This is a genomic window from Candidatus Hinthialibacter antarcticus (assembly GCA_030765645.1).
Classification (GTDB): Bacteria; Hinthialibacterota; Hinthialibacteria; order Hinthialibacterales; family Hinthialibacteraceae; genus Hinthialibacter; species Hinthialibacter antarcticus.
In genome coordinates this window covers 1-22,041 of record JAVCCE010000007.1, presented here as the reverse complement: position 1 = coordinate 22,041, position 22,041 = coordinate 1, and the positions used below count along the sequence as shown (strand labels likewise).

Below are 22,041 nucleotides of genomic sequence, written 5' to 3'. Positions count from 1 at the left end.
TACGGGTTATCTATTTTTGTTTTCTATGCAGCATTTTGTTTGTTGTCTTCAAATGCGGCGGGCCAACAAATTGCGCCTCCGGTGGGGGCTTCGGCGGCTTCAGCTGCATCGGCGTCGGTGACGTTTTTCGTCAACACCCAACAATACGAATTCTCAAACCCGGCCCTTGATCCCACGCCGGATTTCAAAATAAAAGTTTCAGAACCCCGCGTTATGATGGGGCTGATTAGCGTCCAGAGTTTTATCACGACGATGCGAACCATCCCGGTGTATCAAGGCGGTTTCTGGGTGCAAAACGCGACCGGACAAATGTTTAGCCCGTTGCAAATCGCGGGGTTGGGTGAATGCAAGATGGTGCGTCACGCCATCGAAGGCAACCGCCTGGTGTTGGAGTATGAAGAAACCGTGTTCGGCGCCGTATTGCGCAAGCGCTATGAGTTCCGCCTGCTGGGGCGGTCGCTGGAGATCGCCCTGACGGATGTAGGAGGCCCTCAGCAACAAGCGCGGTATATCGGCTTTTCGTTTGGGCCGACGCGCTATGTCGGGCGCCCTAAATTTGTGTCTTTTCCCACCTCGCCGTTGCCAGCGCTGCAATCACTGGGGCGCTTTTATTTATCGTTATACGTTGATCCGTTTCGCAGCAACGTGAACCGCTTTACCTATTCCGCCCGCCGGGAAAATTCACGCAGCTTTTACGCCTCGAATACCCCGGCATGGATCGAGACCAACGAAGGCGAAACCGCCGAGCCGCTCAAAGTGGTCGGCTATGTGACGGTAAGCGAAAACCCGCTCGACGTTGCGCCGATGCGGCCTGCAACGCTGACCCCGGATTCACGCGACTTGCGGCGGCGCATCGCCTTGGATTGGAGCGAGACGCCTTTTATTCCGCTTGACCGGGGGTATGTGACCCAAATTCGCCGATGGTCGGCGCCCACCTCCGGGCCGGTCGAACTGAATGGGACCGTGAAACTTTCCGGCGGCGATCAAGCCCTGTTTGAAGTGATTCTAGAGCGCCCCGGCGACGCGCCGCGTTTGTTGTTCTCTCAAATGTTGGATGCTAAAACAAAACCCGCTACGGGTCTCAAGGGGACGTTTCCTCTCGCGCAAAACGATCAACTGCTGTTCGCTTGCCAGTCGCCTGCCGTCATGCAAGGCGGCGTTGTCGATTTGCGCGTTCAAATGCAACAGGGAAGCGCGCGCTATGACAGCATGGACGATTTTTCTTCCACACAGGGGCATAACGGCTGGTACTACGAACAAAAACACAAACAAGGCGCGTCGCTTCTTCTCTGGAACCCGACCGTTCAAGCGTGGGAAAGCCCTGACTCGCGTTCCACGCAAGGCGCATTCTCAATGACGGTGCGCTCCGGCCCCAAGGGCGATGCGTTCCCGACGGCGGCGCAGTTTCTCTCACGCCTCAATGATGTCGGCATACTCAATCCGATGTTCGTTTTGCGCGATTGGGACGCTCATGCCGTCGATGCGATTCAAGATCACGAAATGAGTGAAGAAAAATGGGGATCGAACAGCGTCCTGCAAAGTATCGACGCTGCGTTGACCGCCTCTCAAGTGCGGGTGGAGTATCAATGGCCGCCGCATCCGCTCAAAAATTTTAACACTTTGAGCCAGTTGACTATTGTCGACGCCAACGAAGGCAGCGACCTCGCGGCGTTTCTAGTGTCTGACGACGAAGAAGAGGCCGAAGCGGAACCGGAAGCCGAAACGCCTTCGGCAAAACCGACCGCGAGCGTTCCCCTTCTCGGCGCTCCCGCTTCTTCTGCAACGGCAGAGGCGGTTCCGGCTGCCGATGAGCGTTTTACCCGTGGGTTGTACCGGTTTGTTGAAAACCGGGAACATGCGCCGCTGCTGCCAAGCGTGGCGCCGTTGCTGGTGGATGACGCTCTTCGCAATCAACGTCCCGCCCGCCCCATCGTTGGGTTTGGCGGGTATGCAAAATTTTTAGGCGAGGATGACGGCGCCGCCTGGCAGGACGAGCGCTTTTTTCCCTTTGATGAATATTTGACCGCAACGGCGGCCTTTGGCCGGGTCCCGCATATTTCAGACCGTTTGTGGAGTGCGGGAGGCGGACCGAGTGACGTTTTGCGCCGTATGATCGAAGCCGCCTCGTTGATGCAGCCTGTGATGAATGAAATTCTCGACCCGCTCAATGCGGTGTTGAGCATCCAGTATTTCAACGATAAAGACGAGGCTTTGGATGTACAGCAGCTGCTCTATCTGCAAAATTTTTCCAAAGCGGGTGAATACAACCGCATCCATATCCAGTACGTAAATGGCATGAACGTCTATGCCAACCGAAGCGACGCCCCTTGGACGGTCAACGCGCCGGGACTCGGCGTCGACGCCATTGCGCCGGGCGGTTTTCTCGCCCGCAACGAACGCACCAGCGTGGCGTCGCTGATTGCCTTGCGGGGTGAACGCACATTTTCCGTCTGCGTTTCGCCGAACGCTTATTTCATCAATAGCCGCGACGGCGCCTTGCTGCGGGTTGGTGAGTTTGCAGGCGACGGCTTGTGCAAACTGTCTCTCAGTCCATTCAATTCTCATTGGGACGTGGCGTTGAGCGGCGCCCATGAAATATCGAATTCCGAAACGCTATTGCCAATTCTCCGCGCCAACCATCGCGTTGACGCAGCGATGAAATGGACCAGCGCTTCGACCCTAACGCTCAACCTGCATGAAGCCGAAGATGAAGTCTGCATGATTGAGTTGTTTGATTTGCCGCAAGACAAAATCGAAAGCGCTCATGCAAAAATCCAGCGTCTTTCAGGCGAAGAAATAGGCGTTCCCTTGGATGTCGTTTCCAGCGGCGGTCAGCGCGGGTTGCGCATCGTCGAAGTGGCGCCGGGCGACCGCCTGGTCATTTCGTTTGAGTGACGCAACGGATTTCTATAGCCTAATGGGCTGTATTTGCATTAGAATGACGGTAGTCAAAAACCGGAGGGGAAATCGGCAGTTGAACGCCCATCGTTTCATTTTGATTTTTGTGTGTGTGATTGCGTTTGTCGTGGGCGATGCCGCATTCGCGAAGACGGCGCGTGTGATTACGCCGCTGTCGCCGCCGCCCGCGCCTGTCGAAGCCGGGATGCGCATCCTCCAGCGTGTGTTGGTCGCGCAAGGGTGGGATGTTCAATCGGTGCAGGGGCCTGCCGCCGCCACAGACTCGCCCGCTCTTGAAATTGTCGTCTCGCCGTTCAATGAGCAACTCTTTCCCGCTGAGCAGGTCAATTCCGTCGGACAGGTTGTTGATAGCGCGCCCGAATCATTCCATGTCATGCGCTTTGAGCGTGAGGGCGGGGTTCGCATTTACGCCATCGGCAGCGACGATGTCGGCGCGTTGTATGCGGCGCTTGATCTGGCTGACCAATTCGAGACCCACGCCGAATCGGATGACGTGGCGTCCCGCGTACAAGAACGACGGGCAACCACCTCGGCGCTTTCGCGCGGCGTTGCGGCGTCGATTCCGCGCCAGGCGTTAGAAGACGCGTTTTCCTGGTTTCATTCAGAAGCCTATTGGGACGGCTTTTTCGAGCGCATCGCCCGGTGCCGTTTTAATCGTTTGGCGCTGCGCGGCGTGGTTGATGCGCAACAAGGCCCGTCTGATCTGTTGCCGTATTTTCAATCGTCTTCGGGGCGGGTGGATGACGCAATCGCGCAACGCAACCGTACCAGCCTCAATCGCATTATTGATATTGGCCGCGCATACGGCGTTCGCATTACCTTGGAGTCGTTTATCGCGCCGGGCGAGTATCCTACTGCAAAATTAAAAGAGATGGTCAGTACGTTTTTGAAAGCAACGCCAAATCTGGCGGGCTTGGGCTTTGCTCCGGGTCAGGATTCTCCGCAAGCCCGCGAAACTTACGTGGCGTTTTTAGAAGGAATGATTGACGCGGGCGCGAAACTGCCATTGACGATTTCGACCCACAACGCCGACTTCAATCTTGCGCAGGCATTGACCCGCGCCTACCCGCACGGGACCGTCGCGCATGTGGCGTTGAATGCGGTCAAACTGGGATTGGATTATATCTCGCCGAACGCGAATTCAACCTGGAACTATATCGCGCCGCCGCGCCGCTATTCGTTGCTGTTTCACGTTCAACCCTACGAACTGCATCAACTGACGCCGTGGGCGGACATCCGGCTGATGCGCCGCGTTATGCAGGCCGCGCATTTTAACGGCGCCAACGGCTTTCTGATCGAAATCGAAGCGCCCGCCGCGCCGCATCGCGCCCCCGACGCGAAAACTGCGCCGCCGGATTTACGCTACGCCCAATGGATGCACGACCGCGACTGGTACGCCTATGAAATCTGGGGCAAACTCGGCTACAACCCCGACGAAGAAGAGGCTGTTTTCGTCCAGGCGTTTCAACGCCGGTTCGGTGCGCAAGCGGGCGGCATCCTCTATCAAGCCGCGCAAAAAGCCAGCAGCGTCTTGCCTGCGGTTCGCAAATTGTTGCCGCCGAATTACAGCGCGGTTCAAACAACGCCGCTGGCGATGTCTCCGCCGCCGTCGATTACTGCTTGGTTAGAGCGCCCCGTTTCAAATTCATTTGCTGTGCGTTCGTTGCAAGAAGAAGTTGAGACGCTCGCCTCCAAACGCATTGATGGCCGCGCTGCGCCGCGTACCGAACTGGTGCAGGCGCTCCAATCCGCACAAGAGGCTGTCAAACTCATCGGCGACGCTGGACAATTGTTAAACCCGCAATCCAAACAGTCCGACGGCCTACTCAGCGATGTGGATATCCGCCGCTATCAGGAATGGCGTTCTTGGCAATTGGATTTTGAATTGACCGCCCGGCTCGCGCAGTGTTGGCTCGACCAACTCGACGCCGCCGTTCAATATGGGCTGTATGGCCTCACTGGCGACGCTGCCGCGCTGGTGGTTGCAACCGAGAAAAATACCTCCGCCGAAACGGCTTGGCGCGACTTGCAGGCTTTCACTCAAAAGAACTACCGCTTTGTTCCTGTTCCGGGGTTAGAAGGGCTGCACGAAACCCACTGGAGCGCACAAGACGGCCCCTTTCAAGCAGACCGCGACCTCATCACCCAGCGTTTCACTCAGTGGTCAGAGTTAACCTCCTGGAACGGCGCCTTGGGGCATTGGGCGGTTCGGCGGACCCCCCCGCATGAGCCCTTTTTGGTGACGGCGTCTTTCCCGCCCAAGGCCGGGTTGGAGGGCGTCAATCTCGCCTATCGAAACAGCGCGGGCGTGACCCGGCAAATTACGATGGACCCGACCCGGGTTAGCGGCGTGTACTATGCGCAGATACCATCCGACCTGGTGGTCGCGGGCGGCGTGCAGTATTTTTTCGTTGGAAAGGCGGCGGGGCAACCGTTTGAGTGTAACAACCCTGCGACCGGTAAGCCTTACATCACTGCCGTATCGCATGACGACCAGCCGCCAAAATTAAATTACCTGCGTCATTCGATGAATCCTGAAAAGACCCAAGTCACGGTGATGGCTGATCTGCTCGATTTAATGGGCATTGCGGAAGCCGCGCTGCTGTGGAGACCGGCTGCGGGTTCCAGCGATTGGCTGCGCGTCCCGATGGAGCGCGACGATCCGCAGTTTTCCGCCTCGTTTCCGTTGACGGGCGCGGGAGCGCTCTATGCGGTTGAAGTCATCGACGTGCTCGGAAACGCCCGCCGTTATCCCGCCTCGCCCAACACGCCCTACAACATGATCGAACCCTTTGTGGAGTGACCTTAACCGGTTGAAAGGCGCTACTCTTCTTTTTCGCGGCGGTCCATCGAGGCCATGCGGTTTTTCTTTTCGGGGTCTTCTTTTTCCTGCGGCTTGGGCTTGTCTTCAACAAACAATCCACTTTTGAACGACTTGTGCACTTCGCCGTGCATGGAGCCTTCGCTCTCAAACTTCGTCAACGACGATTCAATCATCTTCTGTTGAACTTCGACCAGGCTCTGTTGGCATTTGAGAACATCAAACGATTTGCGGCGCTGTTCATATTCAGTTTGCAGGGTCCGTTTTTGTTTGACGAGTTGTGAGGAGCGCGGGTCGTTGGAATCAACTTGGGCCGACTTTGTTTCAATTTCGACCATCATGCGTTCATACTCGCCAATGAAGCCCGAAAAATCTTTTTCAAGCACTTCGCCTGTGTAAGACAATACCTCCATCTGAAACTTCAGTATCATCTCTTGTTTTCTAATCATTGCCTGCTGCATCGGCGGCATACGGCTAAAATCAAACGAAACCACCCGCTTGGCCTGGTTGTAGGCTTTCATATTGTTGTTAATGGCGTGTAGAATTTCAGGCGCGTATTTAGGTTCGACAACTCCAAAGCGGATCAAAATTAACGACCGAATCATGTTGGGAACGACCGCTAAAACCGGATACTTGCTCATGTGTCCGTTCAGGATGACTTCAAGTTCACGATATTCATTGGCTGTTCGGTCCAGGGCGCGTTTATTTTTCGCGAAGCGCTCCTTAAACACGGCGACTTCTTCGCCATTGCGTTTTTTCTCTAACTGCATGATGAAATAATTGGCAATTTCAAGCAAAAGATAACTAGAGGTTTCGTTAAACTGGTTGGCGTCGAATGCTTTGTCTAACACCCCCATGAAGAAGTAATAAAGCGGGTTTGTCTTCTCCATGGTTTCAAGACATTTCTGCATCGCCCGAATTTCTTCCGGGGCGTATATCATCGAAATTTCATGATAAAAAACAGGCGGCGGGACGTGATTTCGCGTCTGTGGAATATAGTCAATCAGGCGAATCCTGACCGAGATGACGCCCTGGGTGCTGTGAATGTAGAGTTGGTTGTATATGTCGAGAATGGATGAAAAGAACGCCGCAATTTCTTTTGGCGACTTGCCGCCGATATGCTCGTCGAGGTTCTCCATGATCTGATGAAGTTCATCGCGCTTTGCCTCAATCAACCGCGCCGCGTCGTCAAATCCATCATTCGGACTGTCTTCGTTAAATTCATCGAGGTCTAAAGACTGGTATGTATGAAACAACGCTTCACGTAAGGTTTCCTGTACGTTTGCGTTTTTCTGTATCCGTTGATATAAATCGCCGAGTGTTTCCATCGTTGAAGGCTTCCTGTTAAAGTCAAATATACAAACATATCCTACATGCGGCGCACACGATTACACAGGTTTTATATTGGTATAAAAAACGGAGCTTGATCGCTCAAGCTCCGTTGAAGGTAAGATTGTTGATTCGGTCTTTTTATCTATTATGAACGCCCAACGCGGACAAAATTAAATCGCCCGATGAAACCAGTCCGTTTGATGCGTCATAGAGAAATGTAAGCCTACTGCCTTCCATGCTTTTCAACGCGTCCATTGAGCCTGCGTTCCATCCCATATCAAGGTCGCGGTCAGGACCAAAACTGATTACCACATATCCAACGCCCGACTCGGCGATGTATGGCACTTGGCCATAATCATAAAACGTCAGGTCGCACGCCGCGCCAATCGCACCCTCCGCGCCTTCATTGGTGAAAAAGTCGCGGAACATTTCCAAACTGCTGACGTACGCGATTGGCGTTGTCAGTCTGGCGTATGCTTGCCAGTCTACGCAGGGGCCGCCCGGATCGGGAGGGTGGGCGTTGCGATCCAATTGATACATCGAAAATCCCGTGCTGGCGGTACGAAAATCAGCCTTGACGCGAGTGATTTTCGCCCGCATTTGCGCGTTCAAAAAGTTAGGGACGGCGATCGCCGCTAGAATCCCGATAATAGCTACAACGATGAGAAGTTCAATCAGCGTAAATGCTTTTTTCCGATTCATGGCTTACCTCGCCTGGATAATGTAATGTTCACAAATTAAATATAGTTCAGCCTACTGATAAATGAAGCCGAACATGTTGTATTTATCTTCGTTTACGATTTGAGATTCAGTGGAACATTCAATTGTGTGTTATAAAATACAGGCGAGAGAAATCTCGCCTGTATAGGTCAATCATGAATATTCTATAGCAATTAGTTGATTCTCTGCACGTTCTCGTTGTTGGTGCCGCTGTTAAATAAGAAGATTTCGCCAGCGCTGGTGATTCCATTTGACGGTTGGTAGGGTTCAAGCGTGTTGGTCGTGTTGTCCGTTCCAGCCGAGGGGCCAAAGGTAATGAAAACGTAGCTCCAGGGAGTAAAATTACTGACATAGTTTGATAGCGCGGCGAGGTTCCAGTCATTATGATTATTGCCGGCTGGTTCTTTGATTTCAGGGTCATTGTCCCAATAGGCGTAATACTGGTTGCCAATTCGTCCGTAGGCTTCATTGTTTCCACCGCTGATTGTGAACAAACTGGAATTAACAAATGGTGAAATCGGTAGGCTCCCCATATAGGCGACTGGGGTCGTTAATGGAGACAATACGGCTAAGTTATTTCGGTTGCCGCCGCCGCCGTTCCAGCCCACGCCGGAGAATTCTTCCTGAATGCGTTTTTGTCCAATATCCGTATCATCGTCACGGATATCAACCAGCATCATGCCTCGATCCGTATTAAAAATAGCCACCGCCGTTGATGTCGCCCGCATGTCAGAATAACTACGCGCGACTTTGGCGCGAATCTGCGCATTCAAAAAGTTGGGAACGGCGATTGCGGCCAAAATTCCGATAATGGCAACAACGATCAGTAGTTCAATCAGCGTAAAACCTTGCTTTTTTAACATCAAAGTATCTCCTCAGAATAAACAGAATCGAATCAATTTATAATAAATGCGATTCATCAATATAGTATTATTAAAACCCTGAGTCCAGTAAAAATTTTAGGGATAAACCGATTGTATTTATGGGAAATAAAAAACGGGCGGGAGAATTTCTCCCGCCCGGTCTGTAGTCGTCTTAATAACTGCTTGAATTAGAAGGTAACGATGGTGATGCCCAAAAATTCGGTGGTGAAGAAACTGTCTTTGAAGACGTGGGCGCGCCAGATGTCGCCATTTGAGGTGACGCCGTTTGAGGGGTTATAGGCTTCGGCGTTACGGTCGATCCAGTCGCCGTGGTCGCCGTCAGGGCCGGCGGCAAACATCAACCAGTGGTTGTTGCGTCCTTCGCCGTTCGCGCAGTCACGGTCTTCGTAACCGTAAAACATGCCGTTAGCAAAGGGATCGGTTGGAATGGAGCCCATGTAGTTCACTGGGGTCGTCAATTGCGCCCAAATGCGTCCATCAAAGAAGTTATCGCCAATTCCATTGCAAACCACATTGGAGTTTCCGCATGTCTTGCCGAATGCTTGACCAAGATGGCTTGGGTATTTGCAGCCTTCTGGATTGATACTGTCGCCAGAGTCGTTTCCGTCGATCAACCAAAGGCCAGTGTCTAATTGGCGAATGCTGACCTGGTCATGCAATGTGCGGAGGTCAGAGAACGTACGGGCCGCTTTGGCGCGAATCTGTGCGTTCAAGAAGTTCGGTACGGCGATTGCTGCGAGGATGCCGATGATGGCGACGACAATCAGAAGTTCAATTAATGTAAACGCTTTCTTCCCCATGTTTTTGCCTCTTCTATGTTGGATGGTATATTGTTAAGCCACTTAGGATTTTAACCAAAAAATTCCATATATCAATTGGACTGTTAGAATTTCGACCGTTTCTCATGTAAAAAGTTGTCATTATAGGCCATATTTATTCTTCAGCCCTGTAGGGGCGCAACGTGTTGCGCCCGAATCCCCCTGGCGCTTTCAGCGCCGTCCCCCCTTAAAAAAGGGGGCTAAAAAGCCGCCCGCCAGGTATTCGCGCTGCTTATCATTCGTGCGGGGAGGGCGAGGCTCCCGCCGAGCCGCGAAAATGAGAAAGGCGTTCGGTATTATCCGGCTCACCAGGAAGTTCGCCCTCCCCATGACCAATGAAGTTTATGCTCTAAGGGGGTGGCGTCGCAGCGAACGGGGGGATTTCATATTAAAGAAACAAAATTCCATCTCATCGCGAAGCAATCTCCCCGTTTTTGACATCTAGGGCTATATTGGGTTTACGTTTTTTTGTTTGATTTTTTTTATACGGTTAGGATCGCCATGCAATCCATTGTTTTTTATATCTCCTCGCACGGTTTCGGTCATTCAACCCGGGCGATGGAAGTCATAGCCAATATTCCCGATCATGTGGGCGTCGCCATTGTGACTGCGGCGCCGGAATGGCTGTTTCGTCACTATTTAAAGCGCTCGTTTGAATACCGCAAACTCGATCACGATTGCGGCGTGGTCCAGCCCGACAGCCTGGGAATCGACGCCTCCGCAACGCGGAAGCGCTGGGAGGCGCTGCTGGAAAATTACCCGCAGATGGCGCAAGACGAACGGGCATTTTTAGCAGAACAAAACGCCTGTTTGATCGTGGGCGATATTTCGCCCTTTGCGGTTGCGGTCGCGCAAGCGGCTGAGTTGCCCTGTACGATCATCGCCAATTTCTGTTGGAACTGGATTTTCGAAGAATACCTTGATGACGACTCAAAATTTGCGCCCATCATCGAAGCGATTTCTAATTATTACAACAAGACGGATTGCTTGTTGCGTACGCCGCTTTCAGGCGATTTGTCGGTTTTCCCGCGTATTCTTGACATCCCCATGATTGTGCGGACGGCGAAGAAATCCCGCCAGGACATGCGCAAAGAATGGGGCGTCTCAGATGAACAGCCCGTCGCGCTATTGTCATTTGGCGGTTTGGGCGTCAATGGCGTCAAACCGGAAACGCTTTCGCGCTATCCGCATTGGAAATTTCTGACCTTTGACGCAATTTTTAAGGGTGTTGCAAACGCTGTTTATCTCGACCCACAAGCCATTTATCACCCCGATTTGGTCAACGCAGCCGATTTAGTGATCGCAAAACTGGGGTATGGCCTCAATACCGAGTGCATCGCCCATCAAACCCCGATGGCCTACGTTCCCAGAGATGGCTTCCGTGAATATGGCGTTCTCGAACAGCAAACCGCCCTGCAACTTCCTATGTTAAAAATCGAAACAGACCTGTTTTTTCAGGGAAATTGGGACACAATTGATGATTTTTTCGCTGCCTGTTCCATGCGGAATTCGCTCTCGGGTTCGCTGTTGGCGTGTAACGGCGGGGAGATTGCCGCCCAATGGATGACAGAACAAATTGATGAAGTTTCGGGTCGGGTGGTTCAATCCGCTTGACCGATTGCAAGTGGGGAACCATAATTTTCTGCTATTCTATTTGAATACTGTATGCAGACCAGAGAAGCCCCTGCGGGCTTTTTTTGTGTTTAACGAATTTTGGAGCGTTTGATGAGTAAGGCAACCAAACCGATATCGTCAATCATACTGGCCGCCGGCGACGGCACCCGTATGCGCTCTAAGCAGCCCAAATCGCTTCACCGCGTTTGCGGCCGCCCCATGATCGTCCACATCCTGCGCAGCCTGGATGGACTCATTGACCGCAAGAATGTAGTCGTCATTGGTTTCGCGAACGAAATGGTGCGCGACGCCTTAAACGGCTTCAACGTTGACTTCGCCGTCCAGGAAGAACGCAAAGGCACCGGACACGCCGTTCTCTGCGCCAAGCCGCTTTTAGATTTAAAAGAACAAAGCGACGTGATGGTCTTAGTGGGCGACGCTCCATTATTGACTCGCCAGACCATTGAAAAAATCGTTGACCGCCACCGCCACCAGGACGCATCCGCCACGGTGTTGACCACCGAGATGGATGACCCCTCTGGCTACGGACGCATATTGCGCAGCGGCGACAACGCCGTCATGTCAATCGTCGAAGACAAAGACGCCAATATGTATGAGAAGAAGATCAATGAGATCAACACGGGAATTTATATGTTTGATTCTCAAGACCTCTTCTGGGCGCTCGATCAAATCAAGCCGGACAATAACCAAGGCGAATATTACCTGACCGACGTCATTCATATTATGGTCAAAGAAAAAAAACGCGTCGAAGCCTGGGTGACCAAAGACCCGTCAGAAACCATGGGCATTAACAACCGCATCCAGTTTGCGCTGGCTGAGCGCATCATGCGCAGCCGCATTCTTGAACGGCTGATGTTGTCGGGCGTGACCATTGTCGATCCGTCCACCACGTTTATCGACGACAGCGTTAGTATTGGCATTGACACCATCATTCACCCCAATACATTTTTGATCGGCAAAACCCAAATCGGCCAGGGATGTGAAATTGGTCCATTGACCCAGGTGGAAGAATGTGAAATCAATGACGGCTGCCGCATCAATAGTTCGTATTTGCGTGGATGCACCATCCCGCGCGGCATGAGCATTGGGCCGTTCGCCAATTTGCAGCACAATCAAGTGACATACCCAAATGACATAAAAAATGAAACAGAATAACGATAAAAGCGAATCGCAAATTGCGATGTTTCGGAGGTCATCATGAAACGCATGGAATTGCCCGTTCAATTACGGGACCGAGTTGGTAAAGGCGGCGCCCGCAGTACGCGTCGCGCGGGGATGTTGCCTGCCGTGGTCTACGGCGGCAGCGAAGAATCAATGGCGGTGTCGGTTGATCGCCGCGTGCTTGAAAAGTCATTACATGGCGCCGAGTCAGAAAACATTCTGGTCAATCTGAAATTTTCAGATTCCGGCAATGAGACCTTGACGCTGTTGCGCGATACGCAACACCATCCACTGCGCGGTTCGCTCGACCATGTCGACTTTTTGCGCATCTCTATCGACAAGCCGATTACTCTGACCGTGCCCGTCGCGACGCTTGGCACAGCCAAGGGCGTCAAAGAAGGCGGCGTATTCGAGTTGGTGCAGCGCGAAATCGATATCGAATGTTTGCCGTTGGATATCCCCGACCACATCGAAGTCGATATCTCCGACTTAGCGGTTGGCGATACCTTGCACGTGTCGGATATCCCTGAGAACCCCAAATACACAATCTTGACCGCGCTTGAAGATGCTCTCGCGACAGTGACCATCCCGGCTGTTATGAGCACGGAAACCGATGAAGAGGGCGAAGAAGGCGAAGAAGGCGTCGAGGGTGAAGAAGGCGACGCCGAAGGCGAAGACGCAAAAGAAGAAGCGTCCAAATAACCGGGCGGAGAATTCTTTATGTGGTTATTCGCGGGGTTGGGAAACCCTGGCGCCGAGTATGAAAACACCCGTCACAACGTCGGGTTCGATTTGGTCGATTTGCTTTCGCAACGCTGGAAAGTCCCGGTCGATCAAAAAGGCCCGACGTTTTTATTTGGCACGGGTGAATTTCTTGACCAGCCGGTTGCGTTGGTCAAGCCGATGATCTATATGAACCGCTCAGGCGTTGCTTTGCGCCGCTTGCTCAACGAGCCTGAGTTCTCCCTGCAAGAAACCCTGGTGATGTACGACGAAGTCCATCTACCGCTCGGTACGTTGCGTATGCGCCGAAAGGGAAGCCACGGCGGGCATAACGGCCTGCGTTCGATTATTGATAACTTGCAGACCGACGAGGCGCCCCGGCTGCGAATCGGTGTGGGCGAGCCGGTCGGCGATTGGGCGGACTATGTGTTAAGTCCGTTCTCAAAAAAAGAGCGCGAAGTGATCGACGACGCTCTCATCAACGCAATCGACGCCGTCGAAACGCTGCTCAAAGACGGCATCGAAAAAGCCATGAACCAATTCAATCGTTAAGCATGAAAAGCCATCTATCGTGGGGAGGGCGAACCTCCTGGTGAGCCGCATGAGAGCGAAACTGTTTTTCATGATCGCGGCTCGTCGGGAGACTCGCCCTCCCAAGGCTTCGGTCGTTTCACTCTCTCGCATGATAGGCTTTTAATGACGAGTTCTAAAAAAACCAATTTTAAATCGCGCTGTCTTTCTTCGACTTGGCCTGGGTTTGGTTACAATAGTTGCTCATTCATTTTTATCATTCAGATTTGAGGAGTTCAGTTGATGGCGGACAACGACGCGCCCCGTTCCAAAGATTTTATCCGGGAAATTATCGAAAAAGACCTTGAAGCAGGCAAAAATGACGGGCGCCTGCAAACCCGCTTTCCGCCCGAACCTAATGGATATCTCCACATTGGTCACGCCAAGGCAATCAGCCTTAGTTTCGGCGTGGCCGAAGAATACAAAGGCGTTTGCAACCTGCGCTTCGACGATACCAACCCCGAAAAAGAGAAAACCGAGTTCGTCGAGGCGATTCAAGAAGACATCCAATGGCTGGGCTATACCTGGGGCAATGTGTTTTACGCCTCCGATTATTTTGACCAGTTGTATGATTGGGCCGTCCAACTCATCAAGGCGGACAAGGCGTACGTCTGCGATTTGACCGAAGAAGAAGTGCGCGAATATCGCGGCACCGCCGGTTTCAGCGAAGACAAACGCGAAACCCCGGCGGGGAAGAACAGCCCCCACCGCGACCGCAGCATCGAAGAAAACCTCGATCTGTTCGGGCGTATGCGCAACGGCGAGTTTCCCGACGGCGCCAAGACGCTGCGCGCAAAAATCGACATGGCGCATCCAAACCTCAACATGCGCGATCCGGTCATGTACCGCATTCTGCACCGTGAGCATTTTCGCCAGGGCGACAAATGGTGCATCTACCCCACTTATGATTGGACGCACGGTCAGTCGGATTCGATCGAAGGCGTGACCCATTCGCTCTGTGATACCAGTTTTGAAAACCACCGCCCGTTATATGACTGGTTTTTGGATGAACTGGGCGCGTTTCATTCGCGGCAATATGAGTTTGGCCGCATGACGCTGACCTACACCATTTTGAGCAAGCGCTTTTTGCGCCAGTTGGTCGAACAAGGCCATGTTTCCGGTTGGGACGATCCGCGTATGCCGACTCTGTGCGGGTTCCGCCGACGTGGGTTTACGCCGGAAGCGGTCCGTGATTTTTGCGCTCGCTTGGGATACAGCAAAGGCGACGGCGTGGTGGACCTTCAATACTTGGAGCAGTGCCAACGCGAACACTTGAACAAAATCGCCCCGCGCGTGATGGCGGTGTTAGACCCGATCAAAGTGGTCATCACCAATTACCCCGAAGACCAAGTCGATGAACTCGAAGCAGTCAACAACCCCGAAGACCCGTCCGCCGGGACGCGCACCGTGTTGTTTTCGCGGGAACTCTACATTGAGCGCAGCGACTTTATGGAAGACCCGCCCAAGAAATTTTTCCGCTTAGGCGTCGGGCGTGAAGTGCGGCTGCGTTATGCGTATTACATGACTTGCCAGGAAGCAATCAAAAACGACGCGGGAGAGGTTATCGAACTGCGCTGTACCTACGATCCTGCCACCAAGGGCGGCGACTCGCCCGACGGTCGCAAAGTGAAGGGAACCATCCACTGGGTCTCTGCTCAACACGCAATCAAATCCCAGGTGCGGCTCTATGAGTATTTGTTTAAAGACGAAAATCCAAAACCCAAGGACGGCGACTGGGTGGACATTCTCAACCCCGAATCAGTGACGGTTTTGGAAGAAGCGTATATCGAGCCGTCGATTGCTGACGCGCCGGTTGGGTATCGTTGCCAGTTTGAGCGCAATGGATATTTCACCAAAGACAAAGACAGCACGCCGGAACAACTGATATTCAACCGCACCGTCGCGTTGAAAGATTCATGGAAGAAAATACAAACCAAAAACAGGTAGCGCTTAGAATCGCCAATATGTTGTAAGCATAAGTTTAAAAAGTGAAGTTGCGTATTTGAAACCTTATCTAAACCATCAGGTTAGAGAATGATAAAAATATCGTCCTCTGACCTGTGCGCCTCAACGTGAGGCGGTTTATCAACTATACTGTTTGGAGATTTGCATCTATCGGCCTACGCGCCGTAGAAATAACACATCCGAGGCTATTTACTATGGATATGGTCATTATCGTCAGTGGAATCGCATCAATTGTTGCGCTGGGTTTTGTTTGGGTGCTAGCGCAAGGCGTGATTAAAATGGATCCGGGCAACCAGCAGATGCAAGACATCTCAGCCATGATTCAAGAGGGCGCCCGCGCCTTTTTAAAAAGAGAATACCTGTGGGTGTTTTCTTTTGTGTTGGTCATTGCCGTCCTGTTTTCAATTATTCCCATGTTTAACACAGAGGTCGCATTGGGTTGGCGGACGGCCTTGGCTTTCGTGCTTGGTTCGAGCATGTCGGCCCTGGCAGGCTACATTGGCATGTCGATCGCGACCAAAGCCAATTGCCGCACTTGTAATGCGGCGATGACCGGCGGCCTCAGGGCGGCCTTAGGCGTTGCGGTTTCCGGCGGCGCAGTCATGGGGCTTTCGGTGGCCAGCCTTGGTTTACTGGGCATCGCCATCGTCTATTACTTGTCCGGCGGCGACTCCGTAATCGTTAATGGATACGCCATGGGCGCCAGTTTGATGGCTCTCTTCGCCCGTAGCGGCGGCGGCATCTACACCAAAGGCGCTGACATGGGCGCTGACCTCGTCGGTAAAGTCGAAGCCGGCATCCCCGAAGACGATCCGCGCAACCCGGCTGTTATCGCTGATAACGTCGGCGACAACGTCGGTGACGTCGCGGGTCTGGGCGCTGACTTGTTTGAATCCTATTGCGCTTCGATTATCGCGTCAGTCGCGATTGCAGCGCAAATCAGTTTGATTGCAGACGCGAACACAAAACCCGGCTTAATTGCCCTGACCGCTATTCCGTTCAGCATTGCCGTCATCGGTTTGCTTTCTTCGATTATCGGCATCTTCTACGTGAAAATGTTTGGCTCCAACAAACCCCAAAGCGCGTTGATGATGGGTACTTACATCGCCGGTCTCATCACCATTATCGGTACGGGCATCCTCGTCTCCATTATTGGAACCGAATGGACCGGCGTTAGCGGTGTTACTTATGCGAAACTCGCTCCATTTTACACTTCCGTTATCGGTGTCGTTACCGGTATGATTATCGGCTTTATGAGTGAGTATTACACATCGACCGATTATAGCCCCGTCAAAAGATTGGCTGAAAATTCCCAAAGCGGCCCCGCATTGACCGTAACTGACGGTATTGCGATCGGCATGGAAAGTACCGCGATTCCCGTCATTGTTTTGGCATTAGCGGTTCTTGGTTCCTTCTGGTTGGGCGGTTTCTACGGCGTTGCCATGGCGGCGCTGGGTATGCTGGCTACGACAGGTATGGTCGTTGCGGTTGACTCTTACGGCCCCATCGCTGACAACGCAGGCGGTATTGCGGAAATGGCTGGCTTGGACCCGGAAGTTCGTAAAATCACCGATAACTTAGATTCCGTCGGCAACACCACGGCGGCGATTGGAAAAGGCTTCGCGATTGGCTCGGCTGCGTTTGCAGCGATTGGCCTGATCTCAGCCTTCCTGATTTCTGCGGGACTTGAACAAGCGGAAGTCTCCCTGATTAACGTAAAAGTTTTGGCTGGCTTGATGTTAGGCGGCATGTTGCCCTATTACTTCTCGGCGCAATTATTCCGTGCGGTCACCAAAGCGGCTTATAAAATGATCGAAGAAGTCCGTCGTCAGATGCGTGAAATCCCCGGTCTGATGGAAGGCACCGGCAAACCCGATTCCGCTCGTTGCGTTGCGATTAGCACCCAGGGCGCGATCAACGGTATGCTGCTTCCCGGTTTGATGGCGATTGTTGTTCCGCCAATCATCGGCTTTGGCCTTGGGCCAGAAGCATTGGCTGGCGTCTTGATCGGTACGCTGGTCTCTGGTTTGGTGCTGGGCATCCAATGCGCCAACAGCGGCGGCGCGATGGACAACGCCAAAAAGTACATCGAAGAAGGCCACTTCGGCGGTAAAGGTTCCGACACGCACAAAGCGGCGGTCGTGGGCGATACCGTTGGCGATCCATTGAAAGACACCGTCGGCCCTTCAATCAACATTCTCATTAAGTTGATGGCGGTTATTTCGCTGGTCTTGGCCCCATTGATGATCTGATCGAAGTAAACAAAAAGCGATCACAGCGCGCCGCTTTCAATCGAAGGCGGCGCGTTTTTCTATCTTCGTCCCCCTTGTTGATTTCGCTCTTTGTCGGTTTAATACTTGCTTGCTCTGCCAAATACGGCGGACGCCATCGTTGTTTTCAAATGTTCGTTGGATTCTGCGTAGTAAACATAGGTTCCGAACGGGTTTATGAAAACACATAAAACTTTTGCTTCCATCTTTCGTGGTGGAAGCCGCTTAGACCTTAGGAGGTTTGTATGACTGAAGCATTATCGCGTCTGTATGAGATTTTGTATATCATCGACGCCAGCCTGCCCGAAACCGATATTAAAGCAGCCGAAGAAGAAGTCAAAAAGACGATTGCGAATAGCGGCGGCAAGATTACCAAAGAAAATATCTGGGGCAAACGGCAACTCGCTTATCCAATCAAAAAGAAAACGCAGGGCTTTTACGTCGATCTCGAATTCCAAGCCACGCCGGCGACCCCGGTTGAACTGCGTGAACTGTTTCATACGCGTACATCAATTTTGCGCAACATGATTATGCAGGTTCCTAAAGCAAAATTGATTCAAGAAAAACGCGACGCCGACCGTTTGCAACGGCAAAAAGATAAAGCGGAAAAAGAACGCTTGGCCGCTAAAGCAGCCGAAGAAGCCGCTGCTCAAAAGGCCGCAGAGCAAGAAGCCGAAGCCGCTGCTGCAGCCGCTGCTGCTCCTGCAACGGAAGAAGAGCCTGTTGAAGCAGCGCCCACAGCCGAAGCGGCTCCGGTCGCGCCTGAATCAGCGCCTGCGCCCGCTCCGGTCGAAACAGCGCCAGCGCCAGCCGAAGCGGCTCCGGTCGCGCCTGAATCAGCGCCTGCGCCCGCTCCGGTCGAAACAGCGCCAGCGCCAGCCGAAGCGGCTCCTGTAGCGACTGAACCAGCGCCTGCACCTGCTCCGGTCGAAACAGCGCCAGCGCCTGACGCGGCGACTGAAGAACCAAAAACCAGCGAGTAAGACTAATGCTAAACAAATGTATCCTGATTGGACGTTTGGTTGCCGACCCGGAAATGCGCTATACCCAAAGTGGGATTGGCGTGGTCAATTTTCGCATCGCAATCGACCGGAATTATAAAAGCGCCAGCGGTGAAAAAGAAACCGACTTCATCAACATCGTTGCATGGAGAAAACTGGCCGAACTCGTGAATCAATACCTGGGCAAAGGGCGCCTGGTTGCAGTGGAAGGCTCGCTGCAAATGCGGCGCTATCAAAGCAAAGAAGGCGAGAACCGGACGGCCTACGAAGTTGTAGCCGATAATGTTCAGTTCCTTGACCGGGGCGACAAAGGCGGCGGAAGCCCCCGTAACGATTCGCCCCCGCCCGGCGACGATAATGCGCCGCCCCCGGATATGGGCGCGCCCGATTCAGCGCCGAACGATGACGATTTACCATTCTAAAAAAATTCAAGGAGTACTTATATAATGAGCGAAGAGTCAAACAGACACTCTAGCGGTTCCACAGGCGGCGGTTCCGCGCCTCAATCTTCCGGCGGTTATGGCGGCGGTCGGCCGAGTTCTGGCCCCGGCGGTCGTCCGAGTTCCGGTCCTGGCGGGCGCCCCTCCGGTCCCGGCGGACGTCCCTCCGGCCCTGGTGGTCGTCCTGGTGGTCGTCCCGGCGGTGGTGGTGGTCGCTTTGGCGGCGGCGGTGGAGATCGTCGCGGCGGCGGCGGTCGGCGTCGTTTTCCCCGGCGCAAAATTAGCCGTTTCACCATCGAAAATACAGCGTTTATTGATTATCGCAACTATCGCGTCCTGAAAGAATTTTTGACGGAACGCGGAAAGATCATTCCTCGCCGTATTAGTGGAAACAGCGCCCGCCATCAACGCATGTTGACCCGGGCCATCAAACGCGCGCGCTTTATGGCGTTGTTGCCGTTCACTTCAAGAGACTAGAAAGACGGAGCGAAATTATGCCGAATCATAGAGCGACATCAAAAAGTTTACGCCAAAACGCAAAACGCCAAGTGCAAAACGTACATGAGAAATCCAGAATCCGTACGTTGGTAAAAAAAGTGAAGGCGTCGGTTAAAGTCAAAAACGTTGAAGAAGCCCAAACGGGAATGCGCGTCGCGATTTCAGCGATTGATACTGCTGCCAAAAAGCGCGTCATTCATCCCAATAATGCTGCTCGCCACAAATCAAATTTGATGAGAGAAGTCGAAGCGCTGAGCAAGGTGTAAATTGAACCAAGTGCGTATCAAAAAGGCCCCTATGTCGGGGCCTTTTTTTATTCAAAAGAAACGCTTCGTGTATTTGAAAATTTTGTGCGTTAAGTGCGCCCGAAGGGCTTAGCGATAAATGTCGATTACAGAGACTCAATCAGAACATGATTCTGGCAATCACGACAAAACGGTTGCGGTGGTTGTCGTCGCCGCAGGAAAAAGCCGACGCATGGGCGGCGGACGTAATAAAGTTTTGAACCATTTGGCTGGACGCCCGATTTTGTCTTATTGTCTCAGCGTCTTTCAAAGCCACCCCGCCGTCACCCATGTCGCGATTGCGGGCCGTGAAGATGACCGCGAAGAAATTCTGTCTATCGCATCCCAATATTGTCCGAAAGCCGAAGGGTTATTCACGCCCGGCGGGGCAGAACGATTTGATTCCGTTAAGCATGGCCTGGAAGCCTTAGTCGAAGTTACGCCTGACGTCGTGCTCATCCACGACGCCGCGAGACCATTCATTCAACCGCAGTTTATTGATGCGTCTCTTGAGGCGCTGCAAGAGGTCGATGGATGCGTCATTGGCGTCCCTCTCAAAGACACGCTCAAAGAAACCGATGAGAAAATGGGCGTCGTCCAAACTCATGACCGCAGCAAATTTTGGTTGGCGCAGACGCCGCAATCGTTTCGCTATGCTATGATTTTAGATGCGTACCAGCGCTTAACCCCGCCTCCGTACCCGACGGATGACGGCGCTGTGCTTGAAGAAATGGGCGAAGCGGTGACAATGGTCATGGGTTCTTATCTCAATATGAAAGTAACGACGCCCGAAGACATCACGCTCGCAGAGGCGATAGCCGCGCGCCAGGAATAACACAATGGACATTCTTGACCGCATCCGACTTGCATCGTATGCAAAAGTGAACCTGTTCCTTAACATCACCGGCGTTCGTGATGATGGCTATCATGAATTAGACATGGTGAATGCAAAAATATCACTGCACGATGATATTATATGCAGTTTAACCAATGCGCCCGAAATCGAATTGGTGTGTTCGGAGTCGACGGTTCCCGCTGATGAAACCAACACCGCCTACAAAGCCGCTGAACGGTTTATATTACAAACAAAGGTCACGCCGGGCGCTCGCGTACATATCCGTAAACGTGTTCCTCATGGCGCCGGTTTAGGCGGCGGCAGCAGTAATGCCGCAGCGACACTGATTGCGCTCAATCAATTAGCCAAATATCCACTCTCTATGCCGGAACTTTCTAAAATTGCCGAAGGCATTGGCGCTGACGTGCCTTTCTTTTTAGAACAAGGGTGTTGTTATGTGGCGGGCGTTGGCGAGCGTGTAATGGGTCTTGTCGCCGCCAAGCGGATTGATCGCATGGGCGTTGTGATCTGCTCGCCTGCCGAAGGCGTTGCCACGCATGGCGCTTATGGGCTGTGGGACAAGTCGGGCAAGATTGAACAAAAATCGCCCAAGCCGCTCATGCAGGCGCTGGTGAACGGCGACTGGGACACGATTCCTAAATTATTATACAACGCATTTGAACCTGTCATTTTCGACGCATACCCAGTTGTCGCAAAAGCATACAAAGATTTCAAAAAAATCTCTCCTACCAAACCATTGCTGAGCGGATCAGGATCAAATCTATTCAGTATTCACCCTACTTTAGATGAAGCGGAGCCTATCGCGCTGGCAATGCAAAAAGCGGGATACGACGCCCACGCTTACGAATTGATTTTGTAATTGAACTGATTTAAAGTTTGGTTTTAACACGTAGGGGCGCAGCGTGCTGCGCCCTTTGCTTTCTGGATCAAGCGCCCGATCATTCATAATTATGATTCATCCGGTAAGTGAGTATTTGCATTGATGGATGGTCATGATTTTGATTACAAAAGCGTGTTCCGGCGCATCAAAAATTGACAAACCAAATCAGGCATGGGTGCAACTCTGGGAGCGCCTGTGCATAAGGGCCTGAAAGCCCGCACTGAAGCGAGCAGAGCTGTACCCATGCCACATGCAGCGAAATCT

The 22,041-nt window shown here is 52.6% G+C and carries 17 protein-coding genes and 1 pseudogene; 14 read left to right on the top strand and 4 right to left on the bottom strand.

The features are described 5' to 3' along the window. The first annotated feature begins 39 nt into the window (after positions 1-39). Positions 40-2,895, top strand: coding sequence for a hypothetical protein (locus P9L94_01670; protein MDP8242758.1), 2,856 nt, complete (start codon positions 40-42; stop codon positions 2,893-2,895). Next, entirely contained in the window at positions 2,813-5,722 is a 2,910-nt protein-coding gene (locus tag P9L94_01665; GenBank protein ID MDP8242757.1) for a hypothetical protein, read from the top strand. The genes P9L94_01670 and P9L94_01665 overlap by 83 nt, the downstream gene beginning before the upstream one ends. A gap of 20 nt (positions 5,723-5,742) precedes the next feature. On the opposite strand, the gene P9L94_01660 is transcribed toward P9L94_01665, so the two are convergent. The 4 genes from P9L94_01660 to P9L94_01645 form a co-directional block, all read right to left on the bottom strand. Then, positions 5,743-7,068 carry a hypothetical protein gene (locus P9L94_01660; GenBank protein MDP8242756.1) on the bottom strand — a complete coding sequence of 442 codons (1,326 nt, stop codon included), beginning with the start codon at positions 7,066-7,068 and terminating at the stop codon, positions 5,743-5,745. Positions 7,069-7,210: 142 nt separating this feature from the next. Then, positions 7,211-7,774, bottom strand: coding sequence for a prepilin-type N-terminal cleavage/methylation domain-containing protein (locus P9L94_01655; protein MDP8242755.1), 564 nt, complete (start codon positions 7,772-7,774; stop codon positions 7,211-7,213). Between the two features lie 191 nt (positions 7,775-7,965). Beyond that, positions 7,966-8,655 carry a prepilin-type N-terminal cleavage/methylation domain-containing protein gene (locus P9L94_01650; protein ID MDP8242754.1) on the bottom strand — a complete coding sequence of 230 codons (690 nt, stop codon included), beginning with the start codon at positions 8,653-8,655 and terminating at the stop codon, positions 7,966-7,968. Positions 8,656-8,843: 188 nt separating this feature from the next. Then, positions 8,844-9,476, bottom strand: a complete 633-nt coding sequence (locus P9L94_01645) for a type II secretion system protein (GenBank protein ID MDP8242753.1) — start codon at positions 9,474-9,476, stop codon at positions 8,844-8,846. Positions 9,477-9,995: 519 nt separating this feature from the next. On the opposite strand from P9L94_01645, the gene P9L94_01640 reads away from it, so the two are divergent. From P9L94_01640 to ispE, 12 genes and pseudogenes are all read left to right on the top strand, one after another. Continuing rightward, the gene (locus P9L94_01640; GenBank protein MDP8242752.1) at positions 9,996-11,108 is read left to right on the top strand and encodes a hypothetical protein; all 1,113 of its coding nucleotides are present in this window, start codon (positions 9,996-9,998) and stop codon (positions 11,106-11,108) included. Between the two features lie 111 nt (positions 11,109-11,219). Next, on the top strand, positions 11,220-12,284 hold the full coding sequence (gene glmU / locus P9L94_01635; protein MDP8242751.1) for a bifunctional UDP-N-acetylglucosamine diphosphorylase/glucosamine-1-phosphate N-acetyltransferase GlmU: 1,065 nt from the start codon (positions 11,220-11,222) through the stop codon (positions 12,282-12,284). Between the two features lie 42 nt (positions 12,285-12,326). Further along, a complete protein-coding gene (locus P9L94_01630) occupies positions 12,327-12,992 on the top strand; it encodes a 50S ribosomal protein L25 (protein ID MDP8242750.1) in 666 nt (221 codons plus the stop codon). Positions 12,993-13,010: 18 nt separating this feature from the next. Next, positions 13,011-13,565, top strand: coding sequence for an aminoacyl-tRNA hydrolase (gene pth, locus P9L94_01625; GenBank protein MDP8242749.1), 555 nt, complete (start codon positions 13,011-13,013; stop codon positions 13,563-13,565). A 261-nt stretch (positions 13,566-13,826) separates the two neighbouring features. After that, positions 13,827-15,530: a glutamine--tRNA ligase/YqeY domain fusion protein gene (locus P9L94_01620; protein MDP8242748.1), complete on the top strand. Its 1,704-nt coding sequence runs from the start codon at positions 13,827-13,829 to the stop codon at positions 15,528-15,530. Positions 15,531-15,742: 212 nt separating this feature from the next. Continuing rightward, entirely contained in the window at positions 15,743-17,800 is a 2,058-nt protein-coding gene (locus P9L94_01615) for a sodium-translocating pyrophosphatase (protein MDP8242747.1), read from the top strand. A gap of 263 nt (positions 17,801-18,063) precedes the next feature. Beyond that, positions 18,064-18,801: a 30S ribosomal protein S6 gene (gene rpsF, locus P9L94_01610; GenBank protein MDP8242746.1), complete on the top strand. Its 738-nt coding sequence runs from the start codon at positions 18,064-18,066 to the stop codon at positions 18,799-18,801. 5 nt (positions 18,802-18,806) lie between these two features. Then, the gene (gene ssb / locus P9L94_01605; protein MDP8242745.1) at positions 18,807-19,241 is read left to right on the top strand and encodes a single-stranded DNA-binding protein; all 435 of its coding nucleotides are present in this window, start codon (positions 18,807-18,809) and stop codon (positions 19,239-19,241) included. Between the two features lie 276 nt (positions 19,242-19,517). Then, a pseudogene (rpsR, locus tag P9L94_01600) lies at positions 19,518-19,736 on the top strand (30S ribosomal protein S18). 17 nt (positions 19,737-19,753) lie between these two features. After that, the gene (rpsT, locus tag P9L94_01595) at positions 19,754-20,023 is read left to right on the top strand and encodes a 30S ribosomal protein S20 (GenBank protein MDP8242744.1); all 270 of its coding nucleotides are present in this window, start codon (positions 19,754-19,756) and stop codon (positions 20,021-20,023) included. A 118-nt stretch (positions 20,024-20,141) separates the two neighbouring features. Then, a complete protein-coding gene (gene ispD, locus P9L94_01590) occupies positions 20,142-20,876 on the top strand; it encodes a 2-C-methyl-D-erythritol 4-phosphate cytidylyltransferase (GenBank protein ID MDP8242743.1) in 735 nt (244 codons plus the stop codon). Positions 20,877-20,880: 4 nt separating this feature from the next. After that, positions 20,881-21,756, top strand: coding sequence for a 4-(cytidine 5'-diphospho)-2-C-methyl-D-erythritol kinase (gene ispE / locus P9L94_01585; protein MDP8242742.1), 876 nt, complete (start codon positions 20,881-20,883; stop codon positions 21,754-21,756). Positions 21,757-22,041 lie beyond the last annotated feature (285 nt).

Coding starts and splice junctions, on each gene's coding strand:
- P9L94_01665 (MDP8242757.1), top strand. CDS start 2,813: ATGTCGTTTCCAGCGGCGGTCAGCGCGGGTTGCGCATCGTCGAAGTGG.
- P9L94_01660 (MDP8242756.1), bottom strand. CDS start 7,068: ATGGAAACACTCGGCGATTTATATCAACGGATACAGAAAAACGCAAAC.
- P9L94_01655 (MDP8242755.1), bottom strand. CDS start 7,774: ATGAATCGGAAAAAAGCATTTACGCTGATTGAACTTCTCATCGTTGTA.
- P9L94_01650 (MDP8242754.1), bottom strand. CDS start 8,655: ATGTTAAAAAAGCAAGGTTTTACGCTGATTGAACTACTGATCGTTGTT.
- P9L94_01645 (MDP8242753.1), bottom strand. CDS start 9,476: ATGGGGAAGAAAGCGTTTACATTAATTGAACTTCTGATTGTCGTCGCC.
- P9L94_01640 (MDP8242752.1), top strand. CDS start 9,996: ATGCAATCCATTGTTTTTTATATCTCCTCGCACGGTTTCGGTCATTCA.
- glmU (MDP8242751.1), top strand. CDS start 11,220: ATGAGTAAGGCAACCAAACCGATATCGTCAATCATACTGGCCGCCGGC.
- P9L94_01630 (MDP8242750.1), top strand. CDS start 12,327: ATGAAACGCATGGAATTGCCCGTTCAATTACGGGACCGAGTTGGTAAA.
- pth (MDP8242749.1), top strand. CDS start 13,011: ATGTGGTTATTCGCGGGGTTGGGAAACCCTGGCGCCGAGTATGAAAAC.
- P9L94_01620 (MDP8242748.1), top strand. CDS start 13,827: ATGGCGGACAACGACGCGCCCCGTTCCAAAGATTTTATCCGGGAAATT.
- P9L94_01615 (MDP8242747.1), top strand. CDS start 15,743: ATGGATATGGTCATTATCGTCAGTGGAATCGCATCAATTGTTGCGCTG.
- rpsF (MDP8242746.1), top strand. CDS start 18,064: ATGACTGAAGCATTATCGCGTCTGTATGAGATTTTGTATATCATCGAC.
- ssb (MDP8242745.1), top strand. CDS start 18,807: ATGCTAAACAAATGTATCCTGATTGGACGTTTGGTTGCCGACCCGGAA.
- rpsT (MDP8242744.1), top strand. CDS start 19,754: ATGCCGAATCATAGAGCGACATCAAAAAGTTTACGCCAAAACGCAAAA.
- ispD (MDP8242743.1), top strand. CDS start 20,142: ATGTCGATTACAGAGACTCAATCAGAACATGATTCTGGCAATCACGAC.
- ispE (MDP8242742.1), top strand. CDS start 20,881: ATGGACATTCTTGACCGCATCCGACTTGCATCGTATGCAAAAGTGAAC.